Source organism: Halanaerobium polyolivorans, assembly GCF_020711195.1.
Classification (GTDB): domain Bacteria; phylum Bacillota; class Halanaerobiia; order Halanaerobiales; family Halanaerobiaceae; genus Halanaerobium; species Halanaerobium polyolivorans.
Genome location: NZ_JAJFAT010000002.1, coordinates 182081 through 202151, shown reverse-complemented (window position 1 = coordinate 202151; position 20071 = coordinate 182081). Strand labels below are relative to the sequence as shown.

At 32.7% G+C, this 20071-nt stretch carries 17 protein-coding genes and 1 other annotated feature; all 17 genes read right to left on the bottom strand.

Features of this window, described 5'->3' with window-relative positions; genetic code table 11:
* Positions 1–44: 44 nt before the first annotated feature.
* Positions 45–2384 carry a glycoside hydrolase family 65 protein gene (locus LJ207_RS02590; RefSeq protein WP_229343816.1) on the bottom strand — a complete coding sequence of 780 codons (2340 nt, stop codon included), beginning with the start codon at positions 2382–2384 and terminating at the stop codon, positions 45–47.
* A gap of 15 nt (positions 2385–2399) precedes the next feature.
* Positions 2400–3218, bottom strand: coding sequence for an Asp23/Gls24 family envelope stress response protein (locus LJ207_RS02585; RefSeq protein ID WP_229343814.1), 819 nt, complete (start codon positions 3216–3218; stop codon positions 2400–2402).
* A 177-nt stretch (positions 3219–3395) separates the two neighbouring features.
* The gene (fabF, locus tag LJ207_RS02580; RefSeq protein ID WP_229343812.1) at positions 3396–4637 is read right to left on the bottom strand and encodes a beta-ketoacyl-ACP synthase II; all 1242 of its coding nucleotides are present in this window, start codon (positions 4635–4637) and stop codon (positions 3396–3398) included.
* A gap of 29 nt (positions 4638–4666) precedes the next feature.
* Positions 4667–5596, bottom strand: a complete 930-nt coding sequence (fabD, locus tag LJ207_RS02575; RefSeq protein ID WP_229343810.1) for an ACP S-malonyltransferase — start codon at positions 5594–5596, stop codon at positions 4667–4669.
* Positions 5597–5671: 75 nt separating this feature from the next.
* Complete coding sequence (locus LJ207_RS02570; protein ID WP_255666643.1) at positions 5672–6661, bottom strand: beta-ketoacyl-ACP synthase III; 990 nt, start codon at positions 6659–6661, stop codon at positions 5672–5674.
* A gap of 164 nt (positions 6662–6825) precedes the next feature.
* Positions 6826–7431 (bottom strand): P-loop NTPase family protein, encoded by a 606-nt coding sequence (locus tag LJ207_RS02565; RefSeq protein WP_229343808.1) that lies wholly within the window; start codon positions 7429–7431, stop codon positions 6826–6828.
* Positions 7432–7463: 32 nt separating this feature from the next.
* Positions 7464–7910 (bottom strand): MOSC domain-containing protein, encoded by a 447-nt coding sequence (locus LJ207_RS02560; protein WP_229343806.1) that lies wholly within the window; start codon positions 7908–7910, stop codon positions 7464–7466.
* A gap of 27 nt (positions 7911–7937) precedes the next feature.
* Positions 7938–8447, bottom strand: coding sequence for a molybdopterin adenylyltransferase (mog, locus tag LJ207_RS02555; protein WP_229343804.1), 510 nt, complete (start codon positions 8445–8447; stop codon positions 7938–7940).
* Positions 8428–8910: a cyclic pyranopterin monophosphate synthase MoaC gene (gene moaC, locus LJ207_RS02550; RefSeq protein WP_229343802.1), complete on the bottom strand. Its 483-nt coding sequence runs from the start codon at positions 8908–8910 to the stop codon at positions 8428–8430. The genes mog and moaC overlap by 20 nt, the downstream gene beginning before the upstream one ends.
* A gap of 3 nt (positions 8911–8913) precedes the next feature.
* Positions 8914–9879: a GTP 3',8-cyclase MoaA gene (gene moaA / locus LJ207_RS02545; protein ID WP_229343800.1), complete on the bottom strand. Its 966-nt coding sequence runs from the start codon at positions 9877–9879 to the stop codon at positions 8914–8916.
* A gap of 44 nt (positions 9880–9923) precedes the next feature.
* Entirely contained in the window at positions 9924–11843 is a 1920-nt protein-coding gene (locus LJ207_RS02540) for a molybdopterin biosynthesis protein (RefSeq protein WP_229343798.1), read from the bottom strand.
* A gap of 27 nt (positions 11844–11870) precedes the next feature.
* Complete coding sequence (locus LJ207_RS02535; protein WP_229343795.1) at positions 11871–13130, bottom strand: molybdopterin molybdotransferase MoeA; 1260 nt, start codon at positions 13128–13130, stop codon at positions 11871–11873.
* Positions 13131–13157: 27 nt separating this feature from the next.
* On the bottom strand, positions 13158–14537 hold the full coding sequence (locus tag LJ207_RS02530; RefSeq protein WP_229343793.1) for an SLC13 family permease: 1380 nt from the start codon (positions 14535–14537) through the stop codon (positions 13158–13160).
* A 224-nt stretch (positions 14538–14761) separates the two neighbouring features.
* Positions 14762–17416 (bottom strand): valine--tRNA ligase, encoded by a 2655-nt coding sequence (locus LJ207_RS02525; protein WP_229343792.1) that lies wholly within the window; start codon positions 17414–17416, stop codon positions 14762–14764.
* A gap of 50 nt (positions 17417–17466) precedes the next feature.
* Positions 17467–17707 (bottom strand) — a binding site (T-box leader).
* Positions 17708–17799: 92 nt separating this feature from the next.
* Positions 17800–18672, bottom strand: coding sequence for a hypothetical protein (locus tag LJ207_RS02520; RefSeq protein WP_229343789.1), 873 nt, complete (start codon positions 18670–18672; stop codon positions 17800–17802).
* 32 nt (positions 18673–18704) lie between these two features.
* Positions 18705–19316: a molybdenum cofactor guanylyltransferase gene (locus LJ207_RS02515; protein WP_229343787.1), complete on the bottom strand. Its 612-nt coding sequence runs from the start codon at positions 19314–19316 to the stop codon at positions 18705–18707.
* Between the two features lie 36 nt (positions 19317–19352).
* On the bottom strand, positions 19353–20048 hold the full coding sequence (locus LJ207_RS02510) for a class I SAM-dependent methyltransferase (protein ID WP_369414143.1): 696 nt from the start codon (positions 20046–20048) through the stop codon (positions 19353–19355).
* Between the last annotated feature and the right edge of the window lie 23 nt (positions 20049–20071).

Below are 20071 nucleotides of genomic sequence, written 5' to 3'. Positions count from 1 at the left end.
ACACCTGCTTAAAAAATAAATTTAAATATTTAACTAACTAAGTTCTATTTTTTGTTTTTTGCTTTTATTGATAAATTATTTTTATCCAAAATAATTAACTCATCATAGTGTTTAAATTCAATTTTATCACCGGAAATCAATAGATAATTTGTCTCCTTTTCACTAACAGTTATTTCTATCTGACTACCTTGAAAACGAATACGGAATTGATATTCATCCATATTTTCTGGTAAATGGGGATGGAAATATAATTTACCATTGAACATTCTCATTCCAGTAAATCCTTGTACTAAAGCCAACCATGTTCCTCCCATACAGGCAGTATGAACTCCTTGATAGGCATTTTCATTATAATCATCAAGGTCAAGTCTAGCAGTTTGAATAAAATAATTATATGATTGTTTTTTATAGCCAATTTCTGCAGCTATAATACTATATATAGCTGGTGATAAAGAAGAATCATGGGTTGTTTTAGGCTCATAATAATCATAGTTTTTTGTTTTTAGCTCTTTGCTAAATTGATCACCTAGCTGCAGCATTAATAAAATAACATCTGCCTGTTTAATAACCTGATATCTCCAGATGATTAATGGATGCCAATTTTTAACAAGTGGTAGTTCTTCTTCAGGAATATTATCAACTTCAATTGGGTTTTTGCTTAAAAAGGAATCATCTTGAGGAGTTATTTCTAAGTCTTTATTATAAGGTAAATAAATATTTTCAGCAATTTTTTTGAAATCTTCTAGCTCTTCTTGACTAAAATCAATTTTATCAAGTAATTTATTATATTTTTCTGGAGCTCTCTCTTTAATTATTTCTGCCATTTCTGCAGCAGTTTCTAGATTAAATTTGGCCATATAATTTGTAAAAGCGTTATTATTAACTCCAGGTTTATATTCATCTGGACCACAAACTACATTAAAGCAAAACTTATTATCATGATCAGCAATATAACTACCTAAACTAACCCACATTCTAGCAGTCTCTATCAATATCTCTAAACCATAGTTCTGCATGAATTCCTGATCTTTACTGACTTGATAATATAAATTAACTGCATAAGCAATATCTGCATTTATATGATATTGTACAGTTGAGCCCATAAAAAATCCAGAAGCTTCTTTACCATTGATTGTTCTCCAGGGAAATAATACCCCATTAAGTTTCATTCTTTTTGCATTTTCCCTTGCTTCATTTAAACAGTTATAACGATAAATCAATAAGTTTCTGGCAACTTCAGGACGCTGATAGGCATAAAAAGGTAAGATATAACTTTCAGTATCCCAGAAATAATGTCCTTCATAATGTTCTCCACTAAGTCCTTTGGCAGCAACACTTGTCATCCCATCTTTACCAGTTGCCTGGAGAATATGAAAAGCATTAAAACGAAAACCTTGCTGAAGAGCCATATTACCAGATATTTTAACATCTGTATCATGCCAATAACCTCGCATAAATTCTGACTGTTCTTGCAGTAATTTATCAAAACCTGAGATTACAGCTCTAGCAACCGAAGCTCTTGCATCACTAAGTGGAGTTTCTTTTTCTTTTTTGCTGTGATGGACCCCAACAATTTTATCAACCCTGCATGTTTTGCCTTTAACTGCATTTGCTTCAAATATCCAGTCAATCCTATCATTAAAAGCATTGCTTTTTATCTCACAGCTTTTCTCTGCATCTTTATTTAAAATATGTTCAACAACATAAGCAACCTTAAAATTAGTTTCTCTAACATTATGTAATAAAATACCTGTGTCTCCATCTAACTCTGATTTTAAACCCTCAAGAGTTTTCTTGTCACGCAGATGGTGATGATTACTGACATCACCATTGATAGCAGAATTAATACTTATTTTACCAGAAAAATTAAGTGGTGTTACCTCATATCTAATCGCAGCAATATGATCTCTACTTAAAGAAATTAATCTTATAATTTTAACTTCTACCTGTCTTCCTTTGCGATCTTCCCAAATTAATTCTCTTCTTAAAACACCATGTTGAAGATCAAGTTCTCTTTTATAATCAATTAAATTACCTTTAAGCAGATTGAGTTTTTCTTCATTGATATAGAGATTTATTTCACTCCAATCAGCTAAATTAATTATGGTCTGACCATCTTCAGGCAAATTAGGAGCTTTTTCTCCATAAATAATTTCCTCACTGGTATAAACTCCGTTGATATAAAAGCCAGGAGTTGTTGTTTCTTCACTACCAGGATAGTCTTCCTCTAATGTACCTCTAATTCCCATATAACCATTGCCCAAAGCAAATATTGCTTCATTGTGATGATTATGTTCAACTAAAAATTCTTCTTCTGTTATCTTCCAGGGCTGATATGGATAAATAGCTTCAGCCTCTAATTTTTTCTGATGATATTTGCGCATCAAAATCCCCCTCAATTAACTATCATTTTCTAGAAAAAGTGAATAGACTTCTATATTAATCTCTTTGACATTAATACCGGTAGTTGTAGATAAAGATTCTCTTAAATTATGACGAAGAGTTTTTAAATATTGAGGAATATTAATCCCATATAGTAATTCTATTGAAATATCGACAAATAAGAGATTGTTTATTTCTTCAATTTTTGTTTTTTTGCACTTCCCGACCTCTTTTTTTCTTTTTAAAAAATATTTAATTAAATCTACCAAAACCCGATTATGAATACTCAAATTACCATAAAAACTAAATCTAGGTCTTACTATACTTTTTTCATGTCTTACAGTCCGATTATCTTTTTTGAAAAATAATTCTAATGAATGAAGTAGATAACCTGTGAATTCTTCTTTAACTTCAATTGTCGGTACAGGAATTACATGTTTACCTTTTGTATTTCTAACTTCAAGTGCTTTCTCAATCTCTTCCGGGGAAGAAATATCTTCAATATCAATATAATTATCTATTTTTTCTAATTCTAATCTTTGAGCAATCCTTTCTACCATACCAAGTGAAGTGCCAATTAGTAAAATTTTATCTTCATCAATTTTCTTTAAAGATGCCTTAACTTCTTCAGCATGTCTATCATCAAAAAAGAGAGCACGCCTGATTGCTCCCATCTTGCTTTCTTCCCTCTTAGCAGAGCTCCCAGCCATAATTTTTCCTGAATATATTAAAAGGCCATCATCTACTATCAGGGGTATCTGATATTTATTGGCCAACAATACAGCCCGGTGACTTTTCCCAGTCCCACTAGCACCAACAAGTGCAAATACTTTCATATTTTAAAATACCTTCTTCCTAATAAAACAAATATATTTTCAAACTACATTTTGATTATATATTTTTTGCTAATAAATTTCAATCTTTTGCAGAGAAATAATCAATAAATTAGCGAATAATAAAACCTGCCAACTTATTAAGCTGACAGGCTGTTATATTTTTCTATTATTATTTGCTTAGTCTTGATATTTTTTAATAATAATACAGGCATTCTGACCACCAAAACCAAAGGAGTTACTTAAAGCAGCTTTAATAGTTTTTTGGCCAGCTTTATTAGGCTGATAATCAAGGTCACAGCCTTCTCCAGCTTCATTAAAATTAATTGTTGGTGGTACTACATCATTTTTTACTGCCATAGCTGTAATTAATGCCTCTACACCACCTGCAGCTCCAAGCAAATGACCTGTCATTGACTTTGAAGAAGAAATGCTTAAATCATAGGCGTGATCTCCAAAAACATTTTTTATTGCAGTACTTTCATATTCGTCATTTAAAGGTGTTGAAGTCCCATGGGCATTGATATAGTCTATATCATTTAGCTCTAAACCTGAACGCTCTATTGCGGCCAGCATAGCCCTGGATGCTCCTTCTCCTTCTGGAGCTGGAGAAGTAATATGATAAGCATCACCAGATGCTCCATAGCCAACAACTTCTGCTATAATATTTGCTCCCCTTGCTTTGGCAGTTTCTAATTCTTCTAAAATTAGCACACCTGCACCTTCACCCATAACAAAACCATCTCTATCTTTATCAAAAGGACGACTTGCTTTTTGAGGCTCATCATTACGAGTAGATAGGGCCTTCATATTACCAAAACCTGCTAAAGCAGAAGGAGAAATTGCAGCCTCAGTTCCTCCAGCAATCATTATATCAGCAGCACCTCTTTTGATCGTTTCAAATGCTTCTCCAATAGCTGATGTACCAGAAGCACAAGCAGTTACTGTATTCATATTTGGTCCTTTGGCATTAGCATAAATAGCAACATTACCTGCTGCCATATTTGCAATCATCATTGGTATAAAGAAAGGGCTTATTCTCCGCGGACCTCTTTTATGTAACTTTTCTACCTGCTCTTCAAAAACTTCTATACCTCCAATACCAGAACCCATTATAACTCCAGCTCTTTCTGCAATATCATCTGTTAATTCTAATTCTGCATCTTCTAATGCTTTTAAAGATGATACAATTGCATACTGACTGTAAAGGGCCATTCTTTTTGCTTCTTTGCGATCTATATATTTCCCAGGATCAAAATCTTTAATTTCAGCAGCGATCTGACTTGGAAATTCAGATGCATCAAAATTCTCTATTTTGCTTACCCCTGATTCACCTGCCGCAATTTTCTCCCAAAATTCTTCTACCTCAGTAGCAAGGGCATGAACAACACCTGCACCAGTAATTACAACTCTTTTTTCCATTCTTAAATTCCTCCTAAAAAATTTTGCATTTATTTTAATTTCTTTAATGTTTTATTTAAACTTTTACTATCCTCAACATTATAGGCATTTAATGAACGATCGATTCTTCTCATTAAACCTTTTAAAACTCTTCCAGGACCTAATTCTACAAAATCCTGATAACCATCTCCTTTAAACTTCTCAATTGTCTCTGACCAACGTACACTATTATCAAGCTGGCTAATAAGTACTTCTTTTATCTCCTGACTAGCTTTAACATAATTAGCTGTTACATTTGCTATTAAAGGCAGTTCTGCATCATTAAATTCAATGCTTTCTATTAATTTTTTTAATTCTTCTTTTGCCGGTTCCATTAATGGAGAGTGAAATGCACCACTGACCTGTAATGGTATTACCCTTTTAGCTCCTTTTTCATTTAAGATGTCCTCAGCTTTTTTAACAGCCTTAACCTCTCCAGAAATAACAACCTGACCCGGAGAATTATAATTAGCAACCTGACAAATCCCCTCAACCTGCTCACAAATTTCTTCTACTAAATTGTCTTCTAAACCAATTACTGCAGCCATAGTGCCTTTTCCTTCAGGGTCAGCTTTATCCATTAGTTCTCCTCTTTTGCGGACTAGTTTTAAACCATCTGCAAAAGATAGAACACCAGCTGCATAAAGAGCAGAATACTCTCCTAGACTATGTCCAGCCACAGCTGAAGCTTTAATACCTTCTTCCTCTAAAACAGCTTTTACCATAGCACTAACAGTGTAAATAGCTGGCTGAGTATTTTTTGTGTTATTTAAAGTTTCTTCAGGCCCATTAAAAATCATATTTTTTAGTTCAAAATCCAGCAAATCATCAGCCTGATTTAAAACTTCTTCAGCTGCTGAATAATTTTCGTAAAGTTCTTTTCCCATTCCAACATATTGGGATCCCTGACCTGAAAACATAAATACCAAGTTATTAGTCATTTTCAAACCTCCAGATAATTAATATTTTCACTATTACTGATCTAAATATTTATTTAAGCTATTTTATTTTAAAAATTATTTTAGGTCATTCCATTCTAATACTGCAGATGCCCAGGTTAAACCAGCACCAAAAGCAACTAAAACTACAGTATCTCCATTTTTAACTAAACCTTTTTCTTCCGCCTCAGCAAGAGCAATCGGTACTGAAGCAGCAGATGTATTACCATATTTATTTAAATTGACAAAAACCTGTTCAGGCTCCAGCTTCAATCTTTTGGCAGATGAAGCAATAATCCTTGTATTTGCTTGATGAGGTACCAATAAATCTACATCATCTTTGTTTAAACCTGCCTTTTTAAGAACTTTTAATGAAGCTTTGCCCATTGTTTTAACTGCAAATTTAAAAACCTGATTCCCTTCCATATACAGATAATGTTCTCTATTATCAACTGTTTGATGAGAAGCAGGTTTTAATGAACCTCCTCCAGGCATATATAAAGTATCTGCTCCGGATCCATCTGAACCAAGATCTGAGGCAAGTATCCCACCTTTATCAGTGGCCTGTAAAACTGCTGCACCTGCACCATCACCAAATAAAATACAGGTTCCTCTATCTTCCCAATTTAAAATTTTTGATAAAACTTCTGTACCAACAACCATTACATTATCATACATACCTGATTCAATAAAGTTACTGGCAACACTAACAGCATATACAAAACCTGAACATCCAGCTTCTAAATCAAAAGCAGCGGCTTTACTTGCTCCAATTCTATCTTGAATCAAGCAAGCAGTAGCAGGAAACATCATATCAGGTGTTATTGTAGCAGCAATGATTAGATCAAGCTGATCTGCTTTTAGCCCGGCTTTTTCAAGAGCTTCTTCAGCTGCTTTAACTCCTAAATCAGAAGCTGTTACATCATCAGCAGCTATTCGACGTTCTTCAATACCGGTTCTGGCTTTAATCCAATCATCACTAGTATCAACAATTTCCTCTAGATCCTTATTGGTCATCACCTTTTCCGGCAGATATTTACCCAATCCTGTTATTGTAGCTCTTCGCAAAATATTCACCTTCCTTTATTGGTCTAAGTAAATTTATATCACTTTTTCGACTACTAGTCAAGTTTATCAAAAAAAAAGAAAAGAGATTATTAGCCAAAAAACTAACTTTTTTAAAATCTCTTTTCCCATATCAGCTTCTGATTAGAGTTTAAATAACTATCTTTTTAAAAAAGCCCCAGCATACATTTAATAATTTTAACATCCTGTTCTTTCACTATTTTCCCAACTTCTCCTAGTTTTAGATTAAAGAGATCTGCTAAGAGATGGGCCTGATAACAGCTTAACTTATCTGCCTGGATATCAAAAGTTAGATTGCTTAAATCATTTGTCTGTAAAATAAGATTGGTATTTATTTTAATAGAGGCTCTATTTTTTACCATTTTTGCTGATTCTTTTTCTGGTTGATCTTTATTTTCTAAATAAAATAATAAATCAGGGTTTAAAAAATTAATTATTGTATTACCTTCAATAAATAATCTTTCTATACCATCAGCAAGCAAGCTTCTTGCTATTTGATATGCACTTGGCAGCTCAGCAGCTGGGCTCTGCATTAAAATCACCTTATCTGCACCATGTTCAACAAATCTGCTGGTATCTGTACCTGATTGATTAATTATTTTTGGATCATTGATCACTTTATATTGATCTAATTCATTATCAACCGAAGTTTTGATTACGGCATCTTTGTAGCGGCTATTTTTTAGCATTAAGGAAATTAAAGTTGTCTTGCCAGCTTTACTTGCAGATGCACTGACTCCTATCATTTCCATTTTTAATACCTCCTAAGCTTAAATTAATTCTTCTAATCATTCTCTAAAATTTCAATTTTGTCTCCAGCCTTAATTTCACCACCACTAATTACTTTAGCAAATATTCCTTCTCTAGGCATTACACAATCACCTATTACCTCTAAAATTTCACAGTCATGGTGGCATTTCTTCCCTATCTGGGTAATTTCAATTATTATATCATTATTTATTCTTAATCTGCTTCCTAGAGGAAGTTCAGACAATTTTTTTAAACCTTCAGTTGTTATATTCTCTGCAAAATCTCCAAACTGAAGTTCATAACCTTTTCCTCTCATTTTATCAATACTGCTATTATCCAAAAGGCTCAACTGTCGATGCCATTTGCCGGCATGAGAATCACCTTTAAGGCCATAATTTTCTTTTAAATAACCTTTTTCTACTGGCCTTTTAACAGTACCCTTGTTTTTACTCTTACAAACCGCTAAGACTTTAGCTTCCAAAATCTCTCACCTCACAAATATAAATAGTTAATGCCTATGTTCAGTAAATTCTCCTGTTAATATTTCTACTCCATGAGGAATAATATCTATTATAGATTGCAAACATTCTCGAACAGCTTTTGGACTGCCCGGAAAATTGATTATTAAAGTGTTTTTTCTAATTCCTGCCCTTGCTCTAGATAATGCCGCCTTAGGAGTAATTGAAATCGTATCTGCTCTCATTTTTTCTGTTAAGCCAGGACTTTCTTTTTCTATTACAGCAAGTGTTGCCTCAGGTGTAATATCTCTTTTAGCAAAACCTGTTCCACCAGTAGTTAAAATCAAATCAACATTTTTATGATCACATAGGTAGATTAAAGCAGATTTAATCTCTTCTATTTCATCAGCAATAATTTCTCGGTGAACTATTTCTGCACCAACTTCAAGCATCATTTCTGCTAAAACTGGGCCACTGAGATCATCTCGTTCACCCCGAGAACCTTTATCACTAATAGTTAAAACTGCAGTTTTAATTTTATTAACCTTCTTTTCGCTCATAAATCCCACTCTTTCCTCCAGATTTATATAATAATCTTATCTCCTTAATCACCATTGATTTATCTACAGCTTTACACATATCATAAATGGTTAGAGCACTGATATTAACGGCAGTTAAGGCTTCCATTTCAACACCTGTCTGCCCACTATTTTTTACCTCAGCCTTAATTTTTATTCTATCAGAAAAATCACTATCAAAATCAACTTTAATGCTGCTCAATAATAAGGGATGACACATAGGTATTAAATCCGAAGTTTTTTTAGCTCCCATTATTCCAGCAATTCTGGCTGTTTCTAACACAGCTCCTTTTTTTATTTTACCACTTTTAATCATTTTCAGAGTTTCTGCTTGCATTTGAATTTCTCCTGCTGCAATAGCTTTACGCATAGTTATATCTTTTTCTGAAACATCAACCATTTTTACTTTTCCATTTTCATCAAGATGAGTAAAAGCTTTATCCATAACTTAACCTCCAATTTGTGACATAGTTCTTTTATATTTGAGATTATCTTTAAAGTTTAAATTGTGAGCTCTAGGTTTTATCTCTAAGGCTTTTTTAAAGCTTTCTAATATTAAATCATCGGTCATTTTTTTGTCTATTTTAAGCTCTAAATCACTTGCTAAACAGGGTTTTAATCTCCCATCTGCTGTTAATCTAAGCCGATTACAGTCTGCACAAAAATGATTAGTTAAAGCAGAAATAAAGCCTAGTTTAGCTTTACCACCCTGAATTGAATAATATTTAGCAGGTCCATTACCTACAGCATCTGCTTTTTCTAAAGTAAATTTTTTCTTGATTTGAACTTTTATATCTTTACTGCTGATAAAGTTTTCTGAAGCTGTTTCTCCACCTAAGGGCATATACTCTATAAAACGAATTATAAGATTATTATTACTAGCAAATTCAACAAAATCAAGTATTTCGTCATCATTGATATTTTTCATAACTACTACATTCAATTTTACAGGTTCTAAGCCGTATTTTTGAGCAGCCTCAATCCCTTTTATTACCTCACAAAAATTATCACGCCTGCTAATCTTGCTGAATTTGTCCCGCTTTAAAGTATCTAGACTAATATTTACCCTATCAAGCCCAGCTTTTTTCAGTTTTTCCGCTTTCTCTGCCAGCAAAACACCATTTGTTGTCATAGATATATCTTTTAGACCTAATTTAGACAACTGCTCAATCAAAGTTTCAACACCAATTCTTACTAGAGGTTCTCCACCCGTAATTCTAAGCTTATTTATGCCAATCTTTTGAGCATTTTTTACAATTTTAATTATTTCTTCATAGCTTAATATCTCATCATGACTTTTTTCTTTTATTCCTAATTCAGGCATACAATAATGGCAACGCAAATTACAACGATCTGTAATTGATACCCGTAAATAATCTATTTTTCTACCTGATTGGTCATTTATATTTTCCATGCTTAACCCCTTCCCTAATATATCACAGCATAATTAAAATTGAATTAAAGTTCTAAAATTTTTAGGGAACCACTAGCATTAACTTCATATCCACCAAGTGCTTTAATTTGCTCTTTAATTTCTTTTTCCCGCAATAATTTAATTAAATACTCAATTCTTGGATCATCAAGCATTGCTGCTTCTAAAATAAGGTCATAGCTTTCTTTAGTAAGAGACAAGAAATCAACTCCAATTACTTCTGCAGCGGCTCTAATGCCTAAAGCTGCATCTGCTGAACCTCTACCGACAGCTGCTGCTGCTGCAATATGGGTAAATTCCTCTTTATTATAACCATTAATCTGAGTGCTATCTATTCCCTCTTCTTTGAGTAAATAATCAAATAATACCCTTGTTCCCGCTCCTCTTTGCCGATTGACAAAATTAATATCTTTATTTTTTAAATCAGAGATTGAGCTTATATTTTTAGGATTACCTTTTTTTAAATAAAAACCCTGTTCTCTATTAACCAAATTAATTAGGGCCATCTTTTTATTTTTAAAAAACCTTTTGAGATAAGAAATATTATATTCTCCACTTTCACTATCAAGCAAATGTGCCCCTGCTAAGTGAGATTCTCCCCTTCTTAGAGCTGTTAAACCAGCCATACTGCCAACAGTTTGTAATTTAAGCCTAAAATCTGCTCCTCTTTTTGCAATCTCATTCCTGATCAAATCAAGGCTTAGATCGTGACTGCCTATTAAAAGTAGATCTTTTTTAATTTTAGCTTTAGATTTTAATAAAACTGCAGGTGCTTTATCTCCAGGGGCTAATCCTTCTTTATTTTCTGAAATTCTTAAAATTGCATCAGCTTTTATAATTGATTCCATAGCTGAAGATCCTCTTTTTAAAGGAACAGCAGTTAAAGGCTTTTGACCATTACTATCTGCAATCAAATTAACCCGTATAAACTCTTCTAAACCAATATCTGAACTTATCTTACGCTTGACCTCTACCACTTCCTGATCAAATTGATCAGCTTTTTGACCCTGCAATAAATATATTAATTCTCTAACAAAAAGATAATTATCTAGTAAAGCCGAGATAGGATAACCAGGCAGAGCAACAACTGCTTTATCATCTAATTTAGCTGTTAAAATAGGTTTCCCCGGCATTATATTTACACCGTGAAATAATATTTTAGCTTCTGCTTTTAAAATATCACGGGTAAAATCTTTTCTGCCTGCAGAAGAGCCTGATAAAATAATGAGCAATTGACATTCTTTGCTTGCCTTTTTAACTTCTTTTTTTATTAATTCTTTATTATCTTTTATAATATCTCTAACTTTAACTTCAGCTCCCCATTTAATAAGAGCTGATTTAACCATAGCTGAATTAAATTCTACTAATTCGCCTTTTTTTAGTTCTTTGCTTGGCCTAACAAGTTCATCCCCGGTAGGTATAATTATTACCTTTGGCTTTTTATAAACTTCAAGCTCAGTTACACCGGCTTCCAGCAGAGCACCAAGATCAAAGTCTCTGATCTTATGGCCAGCAGTTAAAATTAAATTCCCTTTAACAACACTTTCTCCGATTGAACGAATATGATTCCAAACCGGCACACTTTTTTCAATTTGATAGTTATCTACATCGACCTCATTAACTTCTTCTATTTTAATAACTGCATTGAAACCTTCTGGAATAGGATTACCAGTATCAACAGGTACAGCTTGAACACCTTTTTTTAAAATAATTGGATTCCTGCTGCTGGCATCTGCTGTATCTTTAGCTTTAACTGCAATTCCATCCATAGCAGAGGCATAAAAATCTGGTGCAGATCTATTAGCTTTAATACCTTGAGCAGTTACTCTGCCAACTGCTTGATCAACAGCTATAATTTCTGTCTCAGCTCTCAAATCCTTAAATTCCTCTTCTAAAATCTCAATTGCTTTTTTCAATGGCAGTTTGTCTAAATATCTTTTAACCATTTAGTCCATCCTTCCTAGATGAAATATTTACTTTTCTATTATTCTTAACTCAACAATTTCTCCTAATTCTTTTCCCTCTTGATAGCTGTCAATCTTTAAAACAGCATCTCCTTTAACCAGATTAGTTATTAAACTGGATTTACCAAGCTGAGGAAGAGCTAAAAGTTCACCATTTTTATCTTTAGTTATTTTGACCGGTATATATTCTTCTCTTCCTTTAGCAGACACTACAGCTCTACTCAATTTAGCTTGAATAATGTATTTTTCATCATCTATACCTAGTTCATTAATCTCTTTCTCTCCTGTTAGCATTTTAACTACTTCGGATACCAAAGTTGTAGTTACTGTCCAGGCTGAACCAGGATGACCCGGTAAACCAATCACAATGCTTTGATCTATAATGGCAAGTATAGTTGGCTTGCCAGGTTTAATAGAAAGACCATGTAATAAAACACCTGGTTCACCTAATGAGTCAAGAATTTCAATTGTCATATCTTTAATTCCAACTGAACTACCTCCAGAAATTAAAACAAGATCTTTATCAAGTTCATTTTTTACACTATTTTTTAAACTTTCAAATTTATCTTCAATTATTCCTACTTTTTTAGGAGAAGCACCAATTTTTTGTAAATAAGAAGCAATTGTATAGGTATTTATATCCCTTATTTGACCTGCTTTTGCTTCTACCTCAGGTGGAATAAGTTCATCACCTGTGGAAATTACAGCTACTTCAGCTTTCTTAAAACAATTTATTTTAGTAATCCCTAATCCAGCTAATGCTCCTATATCACGGGCCATAAATTTATGCCTTTTTTTAAATAATATTTCTCCCTGGGCTATATCTTCGGCTTTTTTAACTACATTTTCGCCAATTCCCAGTGATTTAGAACTCTCTATTGTCTGATTATCAATCTTTTCAGTGTTCTCTATCATTAAAACAGCATCTGCTCCTTTAGGCAGCATCCCACCAGTAGGTACAGCAGCTGCTTCTCCTTCAGAAAGCTCTAAATCAGTTTTCTCACCCATTTCTACACTACCTATCAGCTCTAAAAAAGAAGGCATAGCAGCAGATGCTCCAGCGGTATCTGCTGCTCTAACAGCATAACCATCTACAGTTGATCTGCTAAATGGAGGCAGATCAGCAGGTGATAGTATATCCTCTGCAGCGATTCTGCCAAGTGAATCATCTAAAGTTAGATTTTCAATTTTTAATTTTTTATTTACTAAATATTCTTTAATTTTATCCCAAAATTTATTAGGTGGGTTTAATTCTAAAAATTCTCGCATAGTTCCTCCTCAAAAATCTGTTTTTATTTATAATAATCCGGTTATTTGCCACCAGATTGCTTCAAATACAACTACAATTATGATAATTATAGTTAGTGGTATTCCCAGCTTGATAACTTTTTTATCATCATATAAGCCATTATGTTTGCCTAGACCTACCAGGATATTCAAATGATGAAAAGGGAAAACATAATGAAGGGCTATAGATGAATATGCCATTAAAGCAGGTACCAAGGGATTTATGCCATAACCTTCGGCAAATATTATAAAAGATGGAATGGCAATTCCCATTACTGCTATTACACTACCTAAAAACATATGTAAAGTAATTGATATTAAAGCAACCATTAAAGCAAAGAGCAGCATATTAGCTGGAATTTCAGCTGGTAAAATAACAGAAGCTATCCAGGCATTCATACCTGTACTACTACCAATTCTACCAATAGAAACTGCAGCAGTTAAGAAAAACAAAATCCCAATAGGAACATTCTGCCAGTCTTTAGCTTCTAAGACATTACCAACTACAGGCATTCCCATTAAAACAGCAATTAATAAAGTAACCCAGCCTAAATCTATGCCGTGTAAAGAATCAGTTGTCCAGAGTATAATAGCAGTTGTGATCCAGAATATCATTCTTTTTTCTTTATTTGAAAGTGAACCTAAATCTGATAATTTTTCTTCAATTTTTGCTTTATTAATACTTACTTCTTTTTCAGCTTTAAATAAATTCAAAAATAGAATAAGGGTTAAAATTGATGCTAAAGCTGCTGGAACCCCCATATGATAGAGCCAGCCAAGCCAGCTCAAAGTCTGACCCGACATTTCTACTGCAAGAATGTTAATTGTACTGTCTCCAGTTAAAAATATCATAGAAATAGGTACAGAAAAAGCAAAAACTGCCAGACCTACTTTTGCCGCATCATCATCTGATAAGCCTGCACTTTCTATTACAACTGCCATAACTGACATAATTAAAAAAGAACGCGGCCAGGGATGAGGAATTAAGAGGCTTAAAAAAAGCGTTAAAATAAAAATTGAATAAATAATGCTTTTATAAGAGTTAACAAAATTTAAAATGAAATTGTAGGCAATCCTCTCTCCTAAGCCAGAAGATTTAACTGCTGCAGCTATAAGATAGGCTCCAATTATAATATAAATCAAAGATGAAGTCCAAAGTGAAAAAACTTCAGTTGGGGGAGCAATTTCAAAGATTAATAATAGTGATAAAAATAAGGCAGATACATAACCTGGATGAGCTACTTTTGTCGCCCAAAACAAAACTGTCATTAATGATAAAGCTAATGTCTTTTGGCCAGCAGCAGGTAATGTTGCTATCTCTAAATTCCAGACTATAATTGCTAAGAAGATTGCAACAAAAAAGCTGATTTCTTTTTTAAATTTTTTCAATTTACTCCTTCTCCCTGCTCATTTTATAATGAATTAAATTATAAATTAAATTATAGTATATTACTAAGAAATATATTCTAGCTTAACTGTTTAAATCCTTCTTTTACTTGTGCTAATTTTTGGATATTAAATAGCTTATAAATAGTTTAAGGCCAGGTAAAAGTTAAATATACTTTCAGCCTGGCCTTTGAGCTCAATAAGTTTAGATTTTTAATTTTTAAGAGTTATTGAGCTAATTCTTCTTTGCGTTCAATTAATTTCTCTTTTTTCTCTTTATACTCTTTAAGTTTAGCTTTTTCTCCTTCAACTAAATCACTGGGAGCATTGTTAACAAAACCATCATTGTTTAATTTACCTTGAGCTCTTTGAATCTCAAATTCTACTTCTTCTATTTCTTTTTCTAACCTTTTAATTTCTTTATCAAGATCAATCATACCTTCTAAAGGTAAGATGACTTCAACTTCATTTACAATAGAAGTTGAGACCTTCTCTGGTCTCTCTAATTGATCATCGGCAATTGTTAATTCTTTTATTCTAGCCAGATTTTCTAAATATTCTCTACCTTCTTCTAAAACAGCAGCTTTTTCTTCTGGAGCAGCAAGTAATGCTTTAATTCGCCGGCCTGGATTAACCTTCATTTCATTTCTAATATTTCGCACTGCTTTAATAACACTCATAATTAATTCCATTTTAGATTCTGCTTCTTTTTCTAACTTAGTTATATCCTTTTCAGGCCAGGAAGCTCTCATAATACTACCGTCAGTTCCCGGAAGTTTTTGCCAAATTTCTTCAGTTATAAAGGGCATAACTGGATGAAGCAGTCTTAACAAGCTTTCTAAGGTGTTTAAAGCATAATATTGAGCAGTTAATTTTGCCTTTGGATCTTCTTCTTGATATAACCTGGCTTTTAAAAGTTCAATATACCAATCACAAAATTCATTCCAGATGAAATCATATAAACTGCTTGCCATTTCGCCAAAATTGTAATCTTCTAAAGCACTGTCAATCTCATCAATTACAGTATTCAGCCGACTCTGCATCCATTTATCTGCAAGGGTCTCTTTAAGTTCACTTTTATCTACAGATTCTAAATCAAAATCTTCTAAGTTCATTAAGACAAAACGGGAAGCATTCCAAATTTTATTAGCAAAATTTCTACTTGCTTCAAGCCGTTCTTCCCTAAAGCGCATATCATTACCTGGTGTATTACCGGTTATTAAAGTAAAACGTAAGGCATCTGCTCCATACTTATCTATAACCTCTAAGGGATCTATTCCATTCCCTAAAGATTTACTCATTTTTCTTCCCTGAGCATCGCGAATTAAACCATGGATATAGATATCAGAAAATGGTTTTTCTGACTGAAATTTAAGTCCCATAAAAATCATTCGAGCAACCCAGAAAAAGATAATATCTCTACCTGTAACCAAAACATCAGTCGGATAAAAGCTAATTAAATCTTCTGTTTCCTCAGGCCAACCAAGGGTAGAAAAAGGCCAAAGCGCTGAGGAAAACCAGGTATCCAAAACATCCTCATCTTGATGGAGATTGGTACTTCCACAATTACTACAAGCTTCAGGCTTTTCACTGCTAACAATAACTTCTTGACAATCATCACAATAATAAACTGGAATTCTGTGCCCCCACCATAGCTGTCTAGAGATACACCAATCTCTAATATTATTCATCCAATTCATATAAACTTTACTAAATCTGTCTGGAACAAAGTTGATGTCCCCTTCTTCTACAGCTTCAATAGCAGGTTCTGCGAGCGGCTGCATTTTAACAAACCACTGTTTAGAAACTAAAGGTTCAATAACCGTATCACAGCGATAACATTCACCAACATTATGCTGATGTTCTTCTACTTTGATCAATAAATTTTGCTTATCTAAATCTGCTACAACTTTTTTTCTGGCTTCATAACGATCAAGACCACTGTAATCCGCACCAGCAGCTTCAGTCATATTAGCATCTTCATCAATTACCGAAATAATCTCTAGATCATTTCGACGACCAATGTCAAAATCATTTGGGTCATGGGCTGGAGTTACTTTTACCATTCCTGTTCCAAATTCACTGTCAACATATTCATCTGCTACTATTTCTACTTCTCTGTTAACTAATGGTACAATTACTTTCTCACCTACTAGTTCCTGATAACGCTCATCAGAGGGATGAACAGCAATTGCAGTATCACCAAGCATAGTTTCCGGTCTAGTTGTTGCAACAGTAATAAAACCTTTTCTGTCTTTATATGGGTATTTAATTTGATAAAAATTACCTTCAGTTTCCTGATGTTCTACTTCAATATCACTTAAAGTTGTGTGACAGCTGGGACACCAATTCACGATATAATCTCCCTGATAAATGAGCCCTTCATTATAAAGCTGGATAAAAACCTCTTCTACTGCTTTAGAACAGCCTTCATCTAAGGTGAATCTTTCTCTGGACCAGTCACAAGAAGATCCCATTTTTTTAAGTTGATTGGTAATTCTATTACCGTATTCTTCTTTCCATTCCCAGGCCTTTTTCAAAAATCCTTCTCTACCAATTTCATCTTTTTCTATACCTTCATCTTTAAGTTTGTCTACTACTTTTACTTCTGTAGCAATACTTGCATGATCTGTACCTGGCAGCCATAAAGAACGATAACCCTGCATTCTCTTCCAGCGTGTTAAAATATCCTGTAAAGTATTATCCAATGCATGCCCCATATGCAGTTGACCTGTAATATTTGGTGGTGGCATTACAATACTAAAAGTACCTTTTTCAGTTTCGCTTTTCTCTTTCGGTTTAAAATAGTCGTTTTCCAGCCAAAAATCATACCATTTATCTTCTGTTTTAGCTGGATCATAAGTTTTTGCTAAATTCTCCAAATTAATTCCCTCCCATAATTTTAAATATAAAATAAAAAAACTCTTACATCCATAAGGACGAAGAGTTTATTCGCGGTACCACCTTAGTTCTTCCTTTTATTAAGAAAGCTCTCATTAGTTAACGACTTCTGTGCCGTTACTGACTAATCAAGAAAATTAAAATAAAATTTCTTTTTCATCAGTAAAACTCTAAGACGACTTCATTTTCTGCCACTGCTGAAACCTTACAGCCATTGGGTTCCATTCTCTTTCAGCTTTAAGAAAATTACTACTTCTTATCAAAGTTTAATTATTTAACTATCGTTAATATGATATCTTATTAAACCTTTATCTGTCAAGAGCTAATAATTAATTTCAATGATTAAAATTAAAAAATTATATAGTTATTTAAGTTTAAAGATCATAGTTGTTTCACCAGCCTGATTTTCTTCAAAAAATATTTCATGAGCCAGCTGACCAGTTGCAAATAATCTAAAATTACTAGCATTCTTTTCTATATGTTTAGGTATTGATAAAGAGTAGTCTAAAGAAGCGGCCTTATCTTCATTAACTAAAGTATCACAGGTATTTCTGCTTGAAGCAAGATAAATTAGTTCAGTCCCTTTATATACTCCTATACCAGAATTATAAAGTTTTCCAATCTTATTCCCACCTAGATGCTCTATACTATAATCATAATTAACAACATCTCTATTTTCACCACTTCTATAGATGTTTTTTAATCTTAAATTCTCATTATTAAGGTCAATTTTTAAATTTGGAGGATACTCATCTTCTTCATAACTATCAACATAAATCTCAATTCTTGGGTCTAAAAATAAATCTTTTTTACTATCCCAATCTTCTGAAGTATCATCTAAAGCAAAAAGGCCTTTAATCTCTTCACTCTCACCAGAAAGAGGTACTATATCAGAGAGTTGAGGAAATATAAAAGGAGTAGTTTGACCTGGAACTAAAGGATAACTAAGAGGAGAAACTGTTTTTTCTGCAATTAAATCTTCTCCATCGTAAATTTCTAATTTAATTTGTACTTTTGTCATATACTCAGTGCTGTTATTTCTGACTTCACCTATGATAACACTATTATAATCAAATAAATTAGGAGTAGGGTTACCATAAAAGCGAAGCTCTGAAACATCAATTCTTCTAGCAGTATAATAATTAAGACTTGAGACCTCAACTAACTGGGCCATAACAATAGGACTAGTTAAAAAGATAATAAAAATAACAGTTATAAAAATTAAGAATCTTTTCATTCTCAAGCTCCTTTCTTATCTAAATTATTAATTCAACTTTTTTTAAATGATTTAAAACTCAATATTTTTTTTGCTTTAATTTTGTCTTCTGGATAATTAATATTAAAAAATATTTCATTCAAATCAAAATGCTCAGCTAAAATATTCTCCTTTATAATTTTAATATTACTCTGCTTATAAAATGATTTAATCCGCAAATTATTATTTTCTATGTTTTTTTTAATTAAAGCTAGAAGATCTTTGTGATAATAAGCAGCAAATGGTTCAAGAAACTCTCTGTATTCTGAAACAATTATTTGATAATTATTATGACAATATGATTCTAAAAAAGAAAAATATTCCTGCCTTAAAAAAGGCATGTCACAGGCTGCTAAAAAATTATATTCACTATCTGAATAATAGAGGCCTGTATAAAGACCAGCCAATGGACCTTTATCTTTTATAAGGTCTTCCCTCAGTTCTGCCCCCTTTAGAAAATTATACTCATAATCATTTGCAATAACAATTACCCTATCAAAATGACTATTTAATTTATTATAAATAATTTCGATTAAAGTCTTTCCTTTAATTTCAATTAAAGCTTTATTTCCACCATAACGGCTGCTTTCTCCACCTGCTAATAATATTGCATTTTTTTTTGTCATTACTTCACTTCCTGTTTTCAACTAATTTAATAAAGATTATTTTGAAGCTGTTAAGATCAAGGGTGTAGATTCTAATTTTTTAAAAGGCTCACCAGCTGCATTACCATAGATTGCCTCAATATTAAAAGCTGCTGACTCAAGTATATCTATTAGTTCATCTTTTGTTAATGGATAAAGTTCTATTTTATTTTTTGCTAGAATTTTATTATTTTTTTGCTCTACTAAAGTTGTTTTAAAATAGATTTTATTATTATGCTCATCATATTCATAATCCCTTTCAAAACGGATTTTTCCATCTTTACTATAAAGTGTTGCCAAACCTTTTAAGCCTAAATCTAAAATACGTTGATAATTAATAATCTGAATCAAAATCTTTCCTTCTTTTTTTAATAACCCTTTTAAAATTTGAATAAATTCTTTAATCTCAGCTTTATTTAAATGAACCAAAACATTACCAATGATATAGATACCTGAAAAACTGCTTTCATTAAACTCTTCATTAAGTTCTAACATGCCTAGTTTAAAAAAGTCAAGTCTTTGCTGGGCTTCAGTATCATTTAAGGCAGCTTTCTTTTGTTTAGCTAATTCTATCATTTCTGGATCTAAATCAATCCCAGTCACCCTGTAGCCTTTTTTAGCTAATTCCAGAGCATAGCTACCTGTACCACAACCAACATCTAATATGCTCTGCTCATTATCTAGATCACTAAAAGTATTATTAAGTAATTCTATTTTATTTTTTGCTAGAATTTTAT